Raw genomic sequence first — 18,681 nt, forward strand, 5'->3', positions numbered from 1 at the left:
CCCAACATGTCCATGAGCAAAGACCTCGAAGACAAGATCGCCAAGAAGCTGTTCGCCGACGCCGAGGCGCTCGGCTGGTCATACCTGACCGGGGACCAGCGCAGCGCGGCCTACAGCCAGTGGATGGACGACCCGGAGGTGGGCGGTCGCCTCCGCGAGTTCCTGAGCAACGAGAAGGCCCGCGTCTGGATCAAGGACGGGCCCATGAAGGAGTATGCTCGCGCCCGATACGGAGTCGGCAAGTACGCTCAGTACGTCGAGAACCCCGCCGCGGGTGCGAGAGATCTTGTGGAACGGGCCTTGGGGCCCAACTGGGAGGTCGTTCCGGGAAGCCGGAAGATCAAGCCCCTGCGCGTGCTCATCCGGCGCGGGGAGGATGAGCGCCACTTCGCATGGGCGCCGTCTGGGCAGCTCAAGCACCTCGCCTGGGTCGCGATAAAGGCTGAGGCATCCGGGGATGCCAGGCCATGGGTGCTGTGTGTGGTGGGTTCTTTCGAAAAGCCCATTCCGGCCGACGAGCGGGCGGCAGACCGCCGTATCGGCGCGCGCTGCCAGCTGGAGATCGTTCACGTGGACGATCTCTGATGGAGAAGACAGGCGACGGAGCGCTGGAAGGCGACTGGCTGGTTGACGTTTGGCGAACGCTCGACCAGCGCTCACGGGACATGCTCACGATGCGAGCGAAGAACCGTACGCTCGACTCCATCGGTCGCGCGTACGGTGTCAGCCGCGAGAGGGCCCGGCAGGTCATCAGGAACGCCCAGTGTCAGCTGTCCGAGAAGGCGCGGTGCGCGGCACCTGAGTGGGCCACGGGAATCTTCGAACTCCTGGAGACACGGGCCGCTGTCTCCGACGACTACCTGTCAGAAACCCTTCGCGACGACAGCGGGCTCGTACGCGCGTCATTGCTGATGGCGGAAGGCCTATGCCATCCCAAGGCATGGTCGGAGGAACTCACCGATCACTGGTCGCTCAGCCCGGAGGCATTGGACGGTCTCCTGCGTGAGCTGGCGGAAGAAGCCCCGTGCAGAAAGGACGAGCTGCGTGACCACGCGGCGAACATCGGACTCCCCGAGTCCCTCGACATCGACTCGATCATGTCCGCCGGCAAGAGCCCGCTGGTATTGGACGAGTCAGGTTCCTGGGTCCGAAGGACCGCCAAGAAGAGGGACGCCGCTTACCTATGGCTTGCTGACCAGGGCGAACCGAGACGAGCGGAGGCGATCGCCGAAGCCATCGCGCTGAACTCGCACGCGACGGCCGAAGCGCTTCGGCGGGATAACCGGTTCCGTCAGGTCCGCCCCGAAGGCACGTGGGCGCTCACGGACTGGCCTCTCGATGGCGTCAGCGAGCACACCAACGCCCTAGACGTGATGATCCAGGTCTTGGCCGACCTGGGCCCCTTACCGCGCCGCGAGCTGACGAACGAAGTACGCCGCCGCTACCCCGTCAGCTACTCCCGAGTCCAGCAATGCCTGATCAGCTCCCGAATCGGCCTCACCCCCGACGGACGGATCGGCCTCGTCGAACACGGCGCGCTCAGCACGGAGGAGAAGGAACCGCGGCGCCCCGACAACGCCGTCCACGACGAGGAACTGGGCCTGCTGGCATTCCGCCTCACCGTGGACAAAGACGTGGTGAGGGGAAGCGGGATAATCATCAGCCCATGGATCACCTGGCAACTGGGACTACGCCAGGCACCGATGGAGAAGAGCTTCACGCTCCAAGGCAGCGACCGACAGATCGTCTTCAGAAGGGTCACATCCGCCGCGCAGATGTCCAGCCTACGGCTCGAGGTGAGTGAACAGGGCATGGTCCTGGGCTGCGAATTGGCGGTAGTCCTGCGACTTCAACATGGCACCATGACCATCCGCCACGTCTGCGCCCCAGGAGCCTGTCCCACCGCCTAACCTCGGAGACCGCGCGAGCCGGTGCCGGGCCATCGACGTCCACCGCCACCCCAGGTTCGACACCGTTTTCGATTCCTACTTGACGAGAGGTGGCTTGGATCATCAACTCCGCGGTACACTTCGGCAATGTCTGAGCTGCTGGATTCCGCCAATCAGGACAGAACGAGCGTCGAACTGTTCGCGGGCGGCGGAGGGCTGGCGATGGCGGTCGCACGCGCCGGCTTCAGACCCCTGCTCTTGAACGAGGTCGCCAAGTGGGCGTGCGAGACCCTCGTCGCCAACGGCGCCAAGCCATACGACATCGAAGGAGAGCGGCCTCCCATCCCCACCCCCGGGGAAAGGCCGCCGCTTCTACGCGGTGACGTGGCGAAAGCCGAATTCGACCATCTCGTCGGCCTGGTCGACGTACTCGCGGGAGGTCCGCCCTGCCAGCCGTTCAGCCTGGGCGGAACCGGCCGCGGGGACGAGGATCACCGCAACGGTTTCCCTCATATGTTCAGGGCCGTACGGGAAATGAGGCCCAAGGTCGTCATCTGCGAGAACGTGAGAGGACTCCTACGCCAATCGTTCGCGCCCTACTTCGAGTACATCAAGAGAGAGCTCACGCTGCCGTTCGAACAGCGCCGGGAAGGCGGTTCGTGGCATGAACACGACACGCGACTGCGCGAGCTGATCGACAAGGACGGCGGCCTGCCGGACGAGCGGTACGACGTTCAGCACTTCGCGGTCAACGCGGCCGACTACGGAGTCCCTCAAATCAGGAATCGAGTCATCCTCGTCGCGTTCCGCCGAGACTTGGGCGTGGACATGAAGAGATTCGAAGAATTGGTGAAGCCACAGTTCTCCGAAGCCAGTTTGTACGCGTCCATGGCCGACGGAACATACTGGGACAGACATCCAGAAGTCCCTCGAAAGGTCCAGGAGAGGGTCATGGAGAGACTTCCGCAACAGACACTCCCTTCGGCAGTGGACCAGAAACCGGCTTGGCGAACGCTCAGGGACGCCGTCAACGGCATCGACGGGCAGAGAACGCTCCCACCCATCCCGATCGAGTACCTCGACCGCAAGGAGCGATTCCTCGGCGGCTTCACCGATCACGTCGGCTGGCCGGACGCTCGGATCTACAAAGGCCACACCCCTAACGAACTGGACCGCCCCGCGAAGACAGTGAAGGCAGGCGTTCACGGCGTGCCCGGTGGGGAATCGGTGGTAGCGCTCGACGACGGATCCCATCGTTACATGTCCGTGCGCGAAACCGCCCGGGTGATGACCTTCCCCGACACCTGGACCCTCGCCGGATCCCGCGGAGAGAAGATGCGGCAACTCGGCAACGCCGTCCCGGTGCTACTCGGACATGCCTTCGCTGAGGCTGTCGCGAAGATCCTCGGCGAGGCAGAGAAGCCGACATGAGCCCGGCCAAAGGACAGGAGCTAGGTCGTTGGAAGAAGGAATGCCCTCCCGACAGCGCCTGGCGCTGTAAGCCTGACCTGCCCCGATCCGCACGCACGAAGGAGCAGGACCGTGCGGCAGGCGGCCCGAACCGGCGCATGGTCGATCTCGGTGACGGCAGAACCGCCAGGGCATCGGTCGAACTGAAGCTCCGACGGCGTACACGACGCATTCGTGCGTACCTGCGATGGTCGAACGCCGGCAAGACCCAGGTGGAGTACCTGGGTGAGGTGGAAGAAGCGACTAGAGCGCGCAATCTCGCCGTAGCTTGGGAGATCGCCACGTCCAAAGGATTCGTGCGGACGCCAGATGATTCGATGCCAGCCGAATCGTGGGCGAGCTCACCCGCCATTCGCGCCTCAATGCGCGGAAACCGCGGAAAGGATACCAAGCCGGAACTCGCCCTCCGCAAGGCCATCCACAATCTCGGCTTCCGCTACCGCGTCGATGTCGCGCCTATCACTGGGTTCAGGCGACGCGCGGACATAGTGTTTAGAGGTGCCAAGGTGGCGGTCTTCTCCGACGGCTGCTTCTGGCACGGATGCCCCGAGCACCATAGGGCATCCCAACGGAACAGCGATTTCTGGACCAGAAAGATCGCCGAGAATCAGGCCCGCGACAGAGACACCGATCGTGTACTCACTGAAGCCGGTTGGTTAGTCATCCGCGTTTGGGAACACGAATCGCCTACCCAGGCGGCTGAGCGGGTGGCTGCAGCAGTGGCCACGCGAAGAGAAAGCACAGCCTCCCGGGCTCAATAGGTGCATTAGGATACCTATGCAGGCGGTTAGCGACTGCGCTCACGAATCAGCACCACTCCCGCCCCACCCACTAGGTGATCTGATTTTCTCTAGATTTTTATCGTTGACACGTCCGCACATAATGCCAGTAGGGACCAGCATGCGGACAAGCAAAGAAGTCGGACAAGAATCAGCCAATGCCATTTTCCGAGTATTTGGGTGACCAGCGTGGCGTTCGCATGAGTGCGATCGTCTCCTGCTCGATTCGGATCGCCCCAATTCGCATACGCGCTGGACGTATCTCGAAGTGGCGATTCCTTTCCGGCCAAGAGGGGCTCGCGATTCCGCCGATCAGCTGGCCAAGCGTAGCCGGCTTCGGCAGCTGCATGATATAGCGCAGAGATGTGACATGGATATCGTGCACGGGGAGCGTGCCAGCATAGAGCTGCTGGGGCGTTCCCACCACCCAAGCCCACTCGACCTCCTCGAATCGAGGCCAGCCTGAAGGAAGGGTGTAAATCGCATCGCCAGTGGCGAGAAAGGACCTGAGACGGTCGAGCTGTCTTGCGCCTTTATCTGTGACATCCGTGATTTTCATCGACTCTCCCAGCGATTGCGCGTCGATAGGCCATTTTACCTCTAAGCAGATGCCAACGCCCGCGGAAGGATCAACAGCGACCACGTCCAAGTCCCCCGCGATTCCTCCGGTTGCCCGCTTGATTATGACCCCTTCGGCCACAAGTACTCCCGGGATCCCACACAGGAACTCACCCCATGCGCTAGCCCGTCTACCAAGGTCTTTACCCAGCTTCCCAGAGCGGGATGGATCGCTTGCGACAGCTCGCAGCAGCAGACGCTCTGTGCCGATTGGATTCACGAGGGCGGGGCAAATGATGAGCCGGTCTCCGCACGGAATGAGGGGAGCGGCCAGGGGACTGGCTCCCGGAGTGAAGGTCGCCAGCTCAACGACCTCTTGGGCCAGCTCCAGATCCGCCCCCTCTCCGACGGCATCGGCCAACCTCGCCGCAATTGCATTCTTATGCATCGACATCAGAGTGGCCCTCGTATCCCGGGTGATGGCTGCGATCCTGTCTAGTAGGTAACAGAGCCCAACCAGAGCTGCCCAGTATTGGACAGCGTTACCCACCGTCAGCCGCCCCCGGAGCGTGAAGGAGTCTTGGAGACTTCCTTCTGGAAGCGCCGCCCGGTAAGCCTCAATAGCTTTCCTCCCCCACAGGGCCGACGACCTACGCACATTCGTCGGGATCCCTGTGGCGCCCTTTCCCTGTGCAAGACGGTGGAGCCAAACGTTGACTTCGGAACCGCCGATATCCGGGTATCTATGTGGGCTGGTCAACGCTTCCAGCATGAGATCGGCCGCCTCAACGGCAGGATCCTGAGTGATGGCAAGCTTGAAAAGACCCGATGACTTGGTGACCGAGAATGCGCCGACGCTAATTGCGGTTTCGAGCCGCTCTGTAGCGTCGAGCTCTCTCGCGAAAGCCACGACCTCTTCGGCGTCCTTCTGTGAGCAGTCCCCGTGGCCGTACGGGAAGCGAGCGTTCCAGTTGACCAGCCGGGCGAAGATTCTCGTCCATAAGGCGGCATCCTCGGTGACATGCGGATCGCCCGCTCGTAGCGCCTCTTCGTGCCGGATCCGTGCCGCCTGCTGAAGCAGGGTGAGGATACGGTCTGGCCCTGCTCGCCAGGCCTTCAACCTAGACACCATCTGACGGCGGCTCTTGAGGTAACCCGCAAGTTCGTCTCGAGCGTTTCTCATGGAAGCTATTCCCCCATCAAAGCAGGTAAGAGACAACTGCTTTCACAGCCGAATCACCCAGGCGATCGCGTTCGATGGGGTTCAGGGCTCTCGAGCCTCAAGAGCTCCTGCACTACAGGGACAAGGGCGCCTGGGCTGGCACCCTCTGGATACGTCCCATGGGTGTGGGCGCTGGCGACGGCGACTACACGATGCTGGTCTTCGTAGGCTTGTCCGACCGCGACCCCTCACGGTTCCGCACCGCCCTAAGCAATGCGTCACTTGAGTAGCGGATCGTCAGTCCATCTAGAGCACCACGAGTTTTGAGAACTCGCAGGTCGTCAGCGAGCAACTCGCTACTGATCCAGCTGCTCCTGCCACCTCCGAAAAATCTCACCGTCTCGGTGAACAACTCCTGCTCTTCGATGCCCGGCGCTTCCATGGCCAGCTGGACCAGCACGATCTGTCGTTCCTCCGGGGCGATGTGGCTGATCTTGCGAGTGACGCCGGCGGATGGCGTCCGAGCCAGAGTCACATTCATGCCAGGCAAGTAGAGGAAATCATCACGCTGGCGTACCCGCTTCCGTCGGACCAGGAGTCTCAGCGCTTGCTGAAGGGCCTCATCGACACTCGCTGTGATCCTTGCCGACCACCAGTCGCGAAGGCGTTGGCGTACCAGGTCCCAATGGATCGGAGCTTCCGCCTGGGCGATCGTATAGATCATGTCACCGACTTGAGAGGTGTCGTCCCAGTAGAGATCGACTGAGGGAAGGCGGGCCATCTTGTATGGCACTGCCCAGTCCCTCCCGGGCGTGTAGTTCCTCGCGTCCACCGTCCGAATCACGGGCCCGGCGAACGGACTTCGCTCGCGCACCTTGACCGGTTGCTCGATGTTGGTCATGGCGTCGGTGATCGCCGACCGCAGACGTTCTTTCGTGCCCTCGGGATCACGGAGCCAGTCGATGCTCCACACCCGGTGGAGGCGCCAACTAAGGCGCTTCAGCACTTCCCCGCGAAGGCGATCACGGTCGCGCGTCGCCCTGGCGGAGCCGTACATGCCGCCATCACATTCCACGCCGATGACGAAATTCTCGCGACGCTCAGGGTGCCGAACCGCTATATCGATCTTGTAGCCCGCGACTCCCAGCCGACGCTCGACGTCGTAGCCCCATTCCTCCAGTGTGGAGGCGACAACCTCTTCGAATGGCCCGAACAACCCAGGGTCGCTCACGTCACCTTGATGACGTCCGATCGAGCCCGTGTCTCCTTCCGCATAGGCGAGATAACGCTTCAGGTGCCGCCTGCTGACGTTCTCGCCTTCATCGATGTCGGAGCTCCGGAGGGAGGCCACGACCTCCACCCGGCTGCGGGCGCGCGTGACCGCGACATTTAGTCGGCGCCAGCCGTCCTGGCGATTCAAGGGGCCGAAATTCATCGCCAGCTTGCCCTCATGGTCGGGGCCGTATCCGATGGAGATGATGATCACATCTCGTTCGTCACCCTGGACGGTCTCCAGGTTCTTCACGAAGAATCCGTCGAGCCGATCGTCGGCGAAGTACTTGTTCAGCCGTGGCCGAGCTAGGCGAGCCTCCTCGACGGCCTCCCAGATCGCCTCCGCCTGCCGCTCCGACATGGCGACGACGCCGAGCGAAAGACCGGGGCGAGTCTCGTAATGGTGAATAACACGCTCGGCCACAGCCGCCGCCTCGATGCGATTCGTCGCGCTCTTGCCCCGGTCATAGACACCGTCGACCTTGACGAAGCTCACACCTACGTTCTGACCGCCTTCCACCGGCCCTGGGAAGGTGACCATGGTGTTCTCGTAGAACTCCCGATTGCTGAAGGCGATGAGGCTCTCATGCCTGCTGCGGTAATGCCACTGAAGAGGCAGGCTGGGGATCACACCACTCGCCTTGCACAGGTCGAGCAGCGATTCGAAGGCGTCGGGGGTGTCCTCGTCGTAATCCTCCGACTCATCGCCGGAAGACCCAGTGAAGAACGACGTCGGGGGCAGCTGATTCTGGTCGCCCGCGACGATTAGGGACTTTCCGCGGTACACGCAGTTGACCGCGTCCTGGGGAAGCACCTGGGACGCCTCGTCGAAGATGACCACGTCGAAGGTGTAGTCGGTCGGCAGGAACTGGCTGACGGTGAGCGGGCTCATCATGAGGCACGGCTTCAGTGCCCGAATCGCGTGACCGGCTTCGGCGAGCAGCGTCCGAACAGGCTTGTGGCGCGTCTTCTTCTGAGCCTCCCGCGCGATCGTGGCGGCTTCTCCCACGTTCGGCTTGGGGCGACGAGTGTTGCAAGCGTCAATCACCAAGGCGTGCGAGGTCGAGATCAGAAGGTGATCAAGTTTGCGGAAGTCCTTGATCCGCGCATCCTGGTCTACACCTCGGACATCCTCAAGGCGTTCATCGTTCTCGAGTACGCCATCGACCCAGGACGAGAGCACGGCGCGCTCGATCATGTCGGATAGCCGATCCGAGCTGACACGACTGCTGATCATTTGATCGACGATGCCGCTCAGGCCATGCGCGCCCAGCCTGGCGCGTGCGCCGGTGAACGCACGCCATTCCCTAGGACCGTCCGCATCCGATCGCATACGCAGCAACGTTTCGCGGGCGGCGTCGGCACCGCCTACGAAGGTCTTGGCGAGCCTGTTGGCTTTCGCGTCGTCGAAGAGTCCAAGGACTTCCGACTTCGCCTCGTTCCACGACTGGTATGCGGCCGCGAGCAGGGGATCGTCCGTGGAGAGGCTGAAGGCTTCGGCGGCGACGGACGTCATGCTCCCGGTGACTTCTCGCACCTGCCTGGCCCAATTGAGGGACCGCCCCACAAGGTCGAGGTCCGTCTCGACCTGAGCGTAGAGACCACCTAGCAACGCTGTGTGCCGCTCGGCTTCGCCGAGGAATGCCGATTGGGCGGACACGGCCGCTCGTACCGCCGTCAGCTTGGCGCGGGCTTCATCGACGTCACCCGATCCGTCCGTGCCGTGCACGGCCTCGTTCAACTCGATCACCGCGTTGAGTGCCGAGATATGCTCGCCGTACCATTCGATCGCGTTCTCGAAGTCGAGACGTTCCAGGCCGAGCCGGGGCCCTTTGAGAGGCGCGGGTACGAGGCTCCGTTTCCACTCCTCCAGGTCTGCGGCGATCTTCGTTGCCAGTGGCTGGACCGTCTCGTTGGTGTTGCCGCCAAGAGCGACCTGTACGGCGAGCGCGTCGCTGTCGAAGACATCGCGCGCTCGCTCATCGATGCGGTCGGCCTGGTCGAGTCCTCGCGAGATCGCGTCGAAATCCGTGGCTTCGCCGGCCCAGAACGAGCCGAGGGAACCCGCGTGCCGCTGTTCCACGGTTCGGAACTCGGCGGCGGCACGCTTCCAGGCCAGAGCCTGGCCGAGGCCGTCGAGGAGATCCATGCTCCACGCGCCAGTCCGAGTGAACTGGGCTATGTACGCCTTGGCTCGGGCGTGCGCTCCATCAAACCTTTCGGAGATCTCCTCAAGGTCGGTCGCGGAGAGGATCTCCGAGGTGAACATGTCCGAAGCCGCCGCGCGTGCCGCCGCCAGTCGAGCAGTCGCGGCCCGGCTGGCGCTGGCCGCAGCCCGGGCCTTCGCCCGCTTGGAGTCGTCCAACCAAGCCGGCTCGGGCTTCCTCGCCGCATCGGCGTAGGACATGACAGAGCAGAAGGCGACCACCTCGCCGAGAGTCTCGGGAACGGGGAGTCCGCAAACAGCTGTCACTTGCGGCAGCGTCTTGAGATGCGCGGAGATCAAGGCACCGGTTCGGATGGCAGCGGGGTCTGGAGTGGATCCCAGCGTGACCTGCCGGGCGAGTGCGCCCAGATCCGCGGGGTTGGGAATTAGCTCACGAATCTTCCGTGCGGTTTCGACCGCCCGGATGATGGCGTGGAAGTCCGTCCGCTCTTCCTGCCAGAACTCTCCCAGCCAGTCCTTGTTCGCGTCCGCTGCTTCATCGAAGGCGCTCTGTGCTCGCCGCCACTCCAGCGCGAGCGGTAACAGTTCCACGAGGCCGCTGTTCCACGAACCTGCGGCCGTGAGTTCCGCTACATATCGCCTATCCGCACGGTGGGTGGAGGACAAGACGCTGAAGACGCCCTTCTGCGTCGCAAGTCGTTCCGCTACCTTCGGGAGGCCATCCGTTGCTAGTACAGCGTCTGTGAAGCCGCTGCTGGTGGCCTGCTCACGTGCGCCACGCAGTCGGTGAACGACGCTTTCCAGCGCACGAACCTGGTCATGCGTCGGCAGGGGACTCGTGGCGTCGAGCCAAGAGGCGCGCGACTTATCGGGGACGTTCGCGAAAGCGATGAGATCACAGAGCGCGACGACTTCCGTGAGCGTGGCCGGTGTCCGTACACCGAACATGGCCGCGAGCCTCGGAAGTTCGCGAAGCCCAGACTGCAGGACTCGCGCCGACTCGATCACCCCCCGATGGGGTGTCCCGCCGCGAGCCACCTGGGCGGCGAAACGCTCAGGGTCCACGATACGTGGCGCGAGCGACGAGATCCGTTCGGCCACAGCCATCAACTGGTCGATGAGGTCGAAGTCCGTACTCTCGCCGGACCAGTAGTCACCAAGTGAAGGAAAGCTCTCCTCAGCGACGTGCCAGAACGCCTGGTGGGCCCTCTGCCAGTCGATCGCTTGCGGCAAACGAGTGACCATGGCGTCGGTGTAGGTAGACATCGTGCTCAGCCGTGCCAGATAGCGTGTGTCCGACCGGAAGGGACCCTCCAACCACCGCACGGCGTCGTCGAGGTTGTCGGCGCTAAGGACACGGTCGGTGAAGTTGAGCTCCGCGCGATCGCGAGCGCCACGAAGCTCTATGAGCGCCGCGCTCAACGATGTCGCCGCGTTTCGCGCCCGCTCACGCTCCTCGGAGTTGAGCCAGGCGGCTTCGGGCTTGTCAGCGGAGCAAGCGAGCAGCGTGAGTTCACAAAGAGAGATCGCCTGCTGCGCGTTGGTCGGTACGGCGACGCCGTACAGAGTCGCGATCCCGCGGAGGGAATCACGGTGCGCCGCGATCATCGCCATGGTGTCAGAGAATCTCTTCACCAGATCCTTGGCGGACGTGCTGTCCAAGCCGGACAGAAGCACACCTGTTGGTTGGAGCCGGTCCAGCGATGCCTGGTGGAGAGGGATCTCGTCGACCAAGTCGACAGGGATATCGCGCCACGAGTCGCCGGCGATCTGTCGTGCGGCGGTTTCGAGGGAGCGCACCTCTTCGAGAGCGCCGGCGAAACGGTCGATCTCCGTGATCGTGCCGGAGAGATCGGTTGCGGTCAGCCAGCCGGAAGGAACGTCGGGGCGATTGCGCGTGAGCCGCAGTGTCGCAAGGAGACGCTCGACAGAAGCGAGGTCATTCAATCCCAGTGAGTTGGCGAGTTTCCCGTGCTTGGCCAGGCACCGCTCGAGGCTCGCCAATCGTTCAAGCGCGGCGTCGACGGCCGGCAACGGATTGGCTCGGCCTCGCAGGTCCCGCCAGACGAAGTCCGGCCCTTCTATGACCGGCCGCCAGGCCCTGGACAAAGCGTCGGCCGCGTCGAGGATGTCGACCAGGGCGTGGCCGGTGAGTTCGCCTGGGACGAATCCCCCGCCCACGACCGGGAGACTTGGAACGGCCTGCAGCTCGGCGAGCCTGCCGATGACATCGTGGAGCGTTCTATCCAGCGGGCGACGTGTCTCGTTGATCGCCTCAGCGTACTCGGATAGACGTCGTCGCAGGCTACGCACCCGGTGACGGTCCTCTTCGCTCATCGTCCGCGACGCCTTGACTCGCTCGTCGAGAGTGCGGCCGAGTTCTTGGGCGACCTGCTTTCGTCCCGTTTTCTCGCTATGAAGCGCGAGCAGGAAAGAACCGAGCCCAACTTGGTCGAGCCGGTTACGGACCACATCGAGAGCCGCGGCTTTCTCGCTGACGAATAGGACGCTGCGTCCTTGGTGGAGCAGAGCAGCGATCATGTTGGCGATCGTCTGGCTCTTGCCCGTCCCCGGCGGCCCGTCCATGACGAAGGTCCGACCATCCACCGCGGTCGCGACGCACTGGCGCTGTGACGCGTCCGCGTCCAAGACCAAAGGTGTGTCCTCTGGCGGCTGGACGACATCGATGTCTTCCATGGGCGCGAGGGCGGCGGGTTCTGCGCCGGCCGTCTGCGCACGTGGTCCCAGGGCGATGGCACGCACGACGGGGTGCTGAAGGATGCGGGCCTCGTTGTCGAGGAGGTCCCGGTACATCGCCTCTTTGTGAGCGTGGAAAACCGCGAGCACCACACGCTCGTTGACCTTCCAGCCACGTGGAGAGACCGCACGCCGTACAGCCGACAACGTCCAGGAAAGGTTGTCTGTGTCCAACTCCGCCGGGTCGGGCCACGAGAGTCGCACCTCCGCCGCCTTCACGGCGAGGGCAGGGTTCATGATCGGCTCACTGTCCTCGACCGCGACAAGGTCATACGAGCCGTCTTCGGTTCGGTCGAGGCGTGCCGGGATCAAGACGATCGGCGCGGCGTTGAACTCCCCCACAGGATCGTCACGCCACTCCACGAAGCCCACGCCGAGGTACAGAACCCACAGACCGGTCTCGTTGAAGTGCTGAGTCGATGCCGCCGAGAGGCGCTTCAGCGAACGGTCGAGCTGAGCTTGAGTGCTCTTCTGGGTGACCAGGAGCGAGCCACGAGAAGACGGCCGCTCGCCATCCTCGTCGATCCTGTCGAACGACAGGCCGCGTTCGAGCCCTCGGATCACCGATTCCGGAGAGGGCGCGATGATCTCAAGCGTGGCGGTCTGCAGGTGCTTGAAGTTGAGGAGCCTGTTGCGCCCGCTGAGGTCGAGCAACGAGTCCCGCCAGGACCTCACGACCCCGAGCAGGGCTTCTTCCGCGTCCTTTGGGGGGGAAATGGGCTCCGGCTCAGAGACTGCCTTTGGTTCGGGAGCGGCGACAGGCCCCGGCGGGGGCGGAACGACCACCGAGGTGTCCTCATCCTGGGCGGGTTCTTGGGCCCCACCCGCGTCCCAGAGCTCTGGGCGGCGACCACCACGAGTCCGATCCAGCCACTCCTTGAATTGCGTAACCGTGAAGACAGGCAGGCCAGCGATCTTGCTCTTGACCAGCCGAGGGTCGTCAGGACTGACCCACTGATCGATAACGACGTGGGTGACGCTGGCCGTGAGGCGTTCAGCGACTTCGAGCCCGTAGCGCTCGGCTTGCTGACGCAGCTCGCGGATTTCGCTCCCCGAGCCGAGCATGAGAACGCGCACCTATGCCGCTACCTTCCAAGATCATCGGTCTGCGTGGCCTGTCATGAGCCGGAGCAGCTGATCATCGCTACCAGAATGATGGCAGTGCCGCGCCGGGCCCATGTGACTCGTGGCAAAGCAGTCACGAGCAGGAGAATGGCCCTACATGTACGGATGGGTCAACTGCGATCACACTGGACGGCTTACGGCAAGTTGCCCTGGGCAAAGGCCGAGTCATACGAGAATGGTGTGGCTATGGCAGGCTCAAGCGACGAAGTGACCACGTGGCGCTTTAACACACCCCCCGGCTGGCCGGCGCCTCCAGCTGGATGGACGCCGCCTTCGGGTTGGAAGCCGGATCCCTCGTGGCCGAAGCCGCCCGAGGGGTGGTCTTTCTGGGTTCCAGAAGGCGCGGAACCACCCGCGCCGCCGCCAGTTCCGCGAGAGAGTGAGATCGAGTCGCCTCCTTTCACACCCCCGTCGGCACCAATGCCCCCACCCGTCCCCCATATCGAGACTCGGGGTGGGTGGCGAGAGGCCATCCCTGTCGTTGGATCTGTCGATCTGCCCCCGGATCCTCGCGCCTTGGAGAGTCTGGGGCGAAACCACTCCCTTGAGACAGCCCTCGCCGATCTCGTGGACAACTCCATCGACGCTGGGGCTACCTATGTACTCATCCGTCTGGTTCGCCAGGATGGCTATCTCAGGACGCTCTACGTCGTCGACAACGGCAAGGGCATGACACCCGAGACAGTTGACGCCGCCATGACGGTTGGCGGCCACCGGGAGTATGGCGACAGTGACCTGGGCAGGTTCGGCCTCGGGTTGAAAGCGGCTTCTTTCAGCCAAGCCGATGACTTCACCGTGCTGTCCCGAGCGGCCGGCCGACCCGCCGTGGGCCGCCGATGGCGCTTGCGGTCGGGACGCAGCGGATTTCAATGCGACATCGTCTCGGAGGATTTCGCCACCGGCGAACTTCGCCGTGATTGGAACGTGCCCATGGGAGACAGCGGCACAGTGATCCGGTGGGATCACCTGACGTGCTTCCCCGCCACCAATGACTCCGAGCGTGTCGAGACCTTCGTCGCTCGTATGACCACAGATCTCTTCAACCATCTCGGCCTGGTCTTTCACCGGTTCTTGTCCGATGGGCGAATCCAGATCGCGCTCGACGTGACGGACGTGGAGCATCCCCTCCCTGGCGCGAGATTCACTGTTACACCGAAGAACCCGTTCGCGTACAGCCGACCGGGCCTCTCCGGTTATCCCAAGGAGCTGCGTGCGAGCCTGGCTGGCCGCGAGCTTCGTTTGGTCTGCCATGTCTGGCCTCCGCGATCCACTTCTCCGGAGTTCCGGCTTCCGGGAGGTGCCGCGTCCCGCCAAGGGTTGTACTTCTACCGCCGTGATCGTCTACTGCAGGCGGGCGGCGGATGGGGCGGCCTCCAGGGGGTGGAAGATCGCCTACAGCTTGCCCGGGTAGAGGTGGATATCGACGATGACATCGCGGGGCTCTTCCGGATGAACCCCGAGAAGTCGAAGGTGGTCGTTGGACCTGAGTTCGGCGCCCTCGTGGACTACGCCGAAGCGGAGGATAGAACGACGTTCGCCGCGTACCTCAAAGCGGCGGAGGAGCGCTTCAAGGAGTCTCGACAGCGCAAACGCCAGCGCAAGAAGATGCTCCCCTTGGGAGACGGCTTCTCGGACGCGATACGCGACGCTGTGGCCGCTGAGATCCCCACCCTTCCCGGCCGCCCTCCGATACACCTCCGTTGGCGGGCCATGGACGGGGACGAGTTCTTCGACATCGACCGGCATCAGCAGACCCTTTGGCTCAACGAGCGTTACAGGAGGGCGCAGGGTGACACGCCGTTACTCAAGGCGCTGCTCTATCTCCTGATGGAGGACGCCTTCCAGGGGGAACACCTTGGTCCTCGCGACCGGGACAATATCGACCTCTGGCAGGCCATCCTCACAGCGGCCGTGACAGATGAGACACTACCGGGAGGTACGGCGTGAGCGCGGAACTGAAGGACGCCTACGTGGATGCCCTCTCCGCGATGATCCGGCGGGGACCGCGCGATTTGCACGCTATGGCGAACGGGGTCGACCCAGGTGTGGCCGCCACCGACGTGGCGCTCCGCGAGCTCCTGAAGGCCGCCGATCGCGACGACGCGCTTTTCGATGAGTTCCAGGTACGGCTGGCGACTTGGGACAAGCACGAGACCGCCGACTGGACTGAGGGAACCAAACCCAGCACGAACGAGCGCCGTGACGTCATCATCCGGCGACTGACGGTCGACGACGCCACGGCCGGCCTTCTCCTGGATCTGTTTCCCGTCGCCGGCGGCGCCAGCCCCATCGTCATCGCGCCAGAGTGGGACGAGTGGTACACCGACGAGATTCGGAGGCGCCGGAACTTCTATTGGATCCACTACGCCCATCACCTCCGGGAGAAGGGTTGGGACGCGGACGCGGTCAGTTCACTGGACGTCGCCACAGATCGGGTCGTCGAGCGCCTGTCGGATCCCACCCGCCCGGAGATCTACTCTTCTCGTGGCCTGGTGGTCGGATACGTCCAGAGCGGCAAGACCGCCAACTTCACTGGCGTCATCGCCAAAGCCATCGATGTCGGATACCGACTGGTGATCGTCCTCACTGGCACGACGAACATGCTGCGGGAGCAGACTCAGCGACGCCTCGACATGGAACTGGTGGGCGTCGAGAACATCCTCCGCGGCATCGATCCGAACAATATCGAGGCGATGGACAAGATCGACTACCGCGACGACGATGACTGGCGAGACGGGAAGTTCGTCAGGCATGGTCTGTTGCCTTCCGACGCCGGACGGCCCGACATCCACCGGCTCACCACTCGTGCGAAGGACTACAAGAGCCTTCACCAGGGAATCGCGGCGCTGGATGTCGATCGTCGTGAGCGGCACCGCCCCTTCTACGACCCGGCGAACCTCTTCAACAGCGACGCGCGCCTCGTGGTTCTGAAGAAGAACTCAACGGTCATGAAGAAGCTCGTGGCCGATCTCAAAATGATCACAACGCAACTCGAAGAGATACCGACTCTGATCATTGACGATGAATCGGATCAGGCCTCAGTGAACACGAGCAACCCGAAGAAGTGGAAGGAGGAACAGAAGGAGCGAACGGCGATCAACCGACTGATCTCCGAACTCCTATCGATGCTCCCCAGAGCTCAGTACGTGGGGTACACGGCCACACCCTTCGCGAACGTATTCGTGGACCCCACCGACGCGCAAGATATCTTCCCAAAGGACTTCCTGATCTCCCTGCGGCGACCGCCCGGCTACATGGGCGCCCGGGACTTTCACGACTTCGACGATGGCGAAGTCGAAGGAACCCACTCTTCCGAAGAGGCCCATGTTCGTTACCTGGACCCCGATGAGTCCCAGGAGCACGAACTGCGCGACGCGTTGGACATGTTCGTGCTCACCGGCGCACTGAAGCTCTACCGGCAGGAACGCGGCTATGGCCGCTTCAGGCATCACACGATGCTTGTCCACGAGGCTATGCAGCGGGCGCAACACAGCGAGTCCGCGAGACAACTCCGACAGCTATGGGATTCCGCAGGGTACTTCTCTCCTCGGGGGCTGGAGCGCCTCCGATCGCTCTACGAAAATGATGTCCGCCGAGTTTCGACCACGCTGGGCCAGGCCGAAGCGACACCCGAGTTCGATCAGGTAGCTCGATATGTGGGCACCGCCGTACGCCTTATCGCACCCCACGGGGATCCCGTGATCATCGTCAACAGCGACAAGGACACCGAACGGGAAGAACTGGACTTCGACCACAACGCGGTCTGGCGAGTCCTGGTGGGCGGAAACAAGCTCGCCCGAGGTTTCACAGTCGAGGGCCTCACGGTCTCCTATTACCGCCGGGGCACGAAGCAGGCTGACACCCTGATGCAGATGGGACGCTGGTTCGGCTTCCGGAAGGGCTACCAGGACCTCGTCCGGCTGTTCATCACGGAAGAACTGCATGAGGCCTTCGAGGGGATCGTCCTCGACGAGGAACTCTTCCGTGACGAGCTCCGCCGCTACGCGGACCTTGTCGATGGACGCCCGCAGATCACCCCGGCTCAGATACCACCGCTTGTCCACCAACACCTGCCGTGGATCAAGCCGACGTCCGCGAGCAAGATGTACAACGCGGAGCTCGTACTTCGACGCTCCCCCGGGGCCCCAATCGAGCCCCGCGCCTACCCCAGCAAGTCCGAGCGCATCGCCGCCAACGCCGAGGTTTGGCGACCCTTGGTCGCCGCGATCGATCGGCGTGTCCGGTTCGGCGGGGACGGCACTCCCTCGTTCGAGGCCGACGTCGCCGTGGTCACCCACGAGGAGCTTCTGGACGCACTCAGGCGCCTCGAGTGGGCGGCAAGCGATGTCTTCATTCCCGACCTCTCCTGGCTCGTTGAGCTTCGCGAGACCGGGAAGGTCAAGGACTGGGTTCTGATCTTCCCGCGGCACGTGCGGGCAGGCGAGGCGAAGGCCCGAATCTTCGGCAGCGAGCCGATGAGCCTGTTCCGACGAAAGAGGATCCGTACGGACTACTTCAGCGCGATCAGCGAGTCCAGGCACCGCACGGTGGCGGCCGCGATCTCGAAGTGCGAGTCGCCGGCGGGTGACGAGACCGCTCGTGGCTTGAGGGGTCCACAACGAGGTGCCGCCATCATCTACCCCGTCGTGGAGAAGGATTACGTCGCGGGAGACCCGAGTAATGGGATCGACCCAAGAAACCTGACCTTCGCGTTCCGTCTCCTCGCGCCCGAGTCCGCTACATCGGACGACCGCAAGCTGATCGCCTTTCGGACAAAGGTCAACTCGAAGCCCGAGCAAGCCATTGTCGATGCCCATGACGAAGCACCTTGGGTCGGTGGAGACTCAATGAGAGGATCGAGTCGGGGCACGTCCGTCCCCCTATCCCCCTGAGCAGGCACGCAATCCACATGGTCGCTGCGATCCGCCCCTACTATCCGACGGAGCTGGCGATGATGAAGGCGGTCGCGTCCCAACTGAGCATTGGCTCGGCTGAGACCGCGACGCCTTCGGGGTCAGGCAGCCGGCTGTTGCAGGTGTCCCGGTCGGGCTTCTACCGGCCGATCAACGCCGAGCCTGGGGCCGCCCAGGTCACGGCCGACGCCCGGGCTGGCCGTGCGGGCCAGGCACATCCACGCTGAGTGGGGGGCACCTACGGCAGTCCAGCCCTGTTTGCGGCCGAATACCAGGCTAGCTTCGCCCACCTCCCGATGGCCAACGCGCCCGTCCGTTGGTCGGTCTCTGGGTAACCGACAGCTTCACCGCCCATAGGTGTGCTCCCCAGGGAGATTGGTGACGCGGATGATAGGTGGCTGGCCTTTCAACGAAGCAGCCCCTGCACGGCACTGGACCGACTGCTGGCCCCGACATGCGTCTCTTGCGCAGCCTTGGGAAGGAGGGCCATCGGTGCACGTATTGTGCATTATGGCCCCTCCATTCATTGGGATTGACCTGGGAGTCTTGCCGGGATACATTGAAGCCAATTTTGTGATCTCACGGGAGG

The 18,681-nt window shown here is 63.4% G+C and carries 8 protein-coding genes; 6 read left to right on the forward strand and 2 right to left on the reverse strand.

The features are described 5' to 3' along the window. Positions 1 to 12: 12 nt before the first annotated feature. From FLX07_RS02235 to FLX07_RS38655, 4 genes are all read left to right on the forward strand, one after another. On the forward strand, positions 13 to 585 hold the full coding sequence (locus FLX07_RS02235; protein ID WP_142567719.1) for a hypothetical protein: 573 nt from the start codon (positions 13 to 15) through the stop codon (positions 583 to 585). Then, positions 585 to 1,910: a sigma factor-like helix-turn-helix DNA-binding protein gene (locus FLX07_RS02240; RefSeq protein WP_167748081.1), complete on the forward strand. Its 1,326-nt coding sequence runs from the start codon at positions 585 to 587 to the stop codon at positions 1,908 to 1,910. Before FLX07_RS02235 ends, FLX07_RS02240 begins: the two co-directional genes overlap by 1 nt. A 126-nt stretch (positions 1,911 to 2,036) precedes the next feature. Then, the gene (locus FLX07_RS02245; RefSeq protein WP_142567721.1) at positions 2,037 to 3,320 is read left to right on the forward strand and encodes a DNA cytosine methyltransferase; all 1,284 of its coding nucleotides are present in this window, start codon (positions 2,037 to 2,039) and stop codon (positions 3,318 to 3,320) included. After that, complete coding sequence (locus FLX07_RS38655) at positions 3,317 to 4,120, forward strand: very short patch repair endonuclease (protein ID WP_142567722.1); 804 nt, start codon at positions 3,317 to 3,319, stop codon at positions 4,118 to 4,120. Before FLX07_RS02245 ends, FLX07_RS38655 begins: the two co-directional genes overlap by 4 nt. Positions 4,121 to 4,289: 169 nt before the next feature. Here the strand turns inward: FLX07_RS38655 and FLX07_RS02255 are convergent, their stop codons facing one another. Then, the gene (locus FLX07_RS02255; RefSeq protein ID WP_142567723.1) at positions 4,290 to 5,879 is read right to left on the reverse strand and encodes a hypothetical protein; all 1,590 of its coding nucleotides are present in this window, start codon (positions 5,877 to 5,879) and stop codon (positions 4,290 to 4,292) included. Between the two features lie 184 nt (positions 5,880 to 6,063). Beyond that, positions 6,064 to 13,131, reverse strand: coding sequence for a DUF4011 domain-containing protein (locus tag FLX07_RS02260; RefSeq protein WP_142567724.1), 7,068 nt, complete (start codon positions 13,129 to 13,131; stop codon positions 6,064 to 6,066). 564 nt (positions 13,132 to 13,695) lie between these two features. On the opposite strand from FLX07_RS02260, the gene FLX07_RS02265 reads away from it, so the two are divergent. Next, positions 13,696 to 15,126 (forward strand): ATP-binding protein, encoded by a 1,431-nt coding sequence (locus FLX07_RS02265; protein WP_208762030.1) that lies wholly within the window; start codon positions 13,696 to 13,698, stop codon positions 15,124 to 15,126. Beyond that, complete coding sequence (locus tag FLX07_RS02270; RefSeq protein ID WP_208762031.1) at positions 15,123 to 18,071, forward strand: Z1 domain-containing protein; 2,949 nt, start codon at positions 15,123 to 15,125, stop codon at positions 18,069 to 18,071. The genes FLX07_RS02265 and FLX07_RS02270 overlap by 4 nt, the downstream gene beginning before the upstream one ends. Positions 18,072 to 18,681: the final 610 nt, after the last annotated feature.

It is taken from the genome of Microbispora bryophytorum (assembly GCF_006874465.1).
GTDB lineage: Bacteria > Actinomycetota > Actinomycetes > Streptosporangiales > Streptosporangiaceae > Microbispora > Microbispora bryophytorum.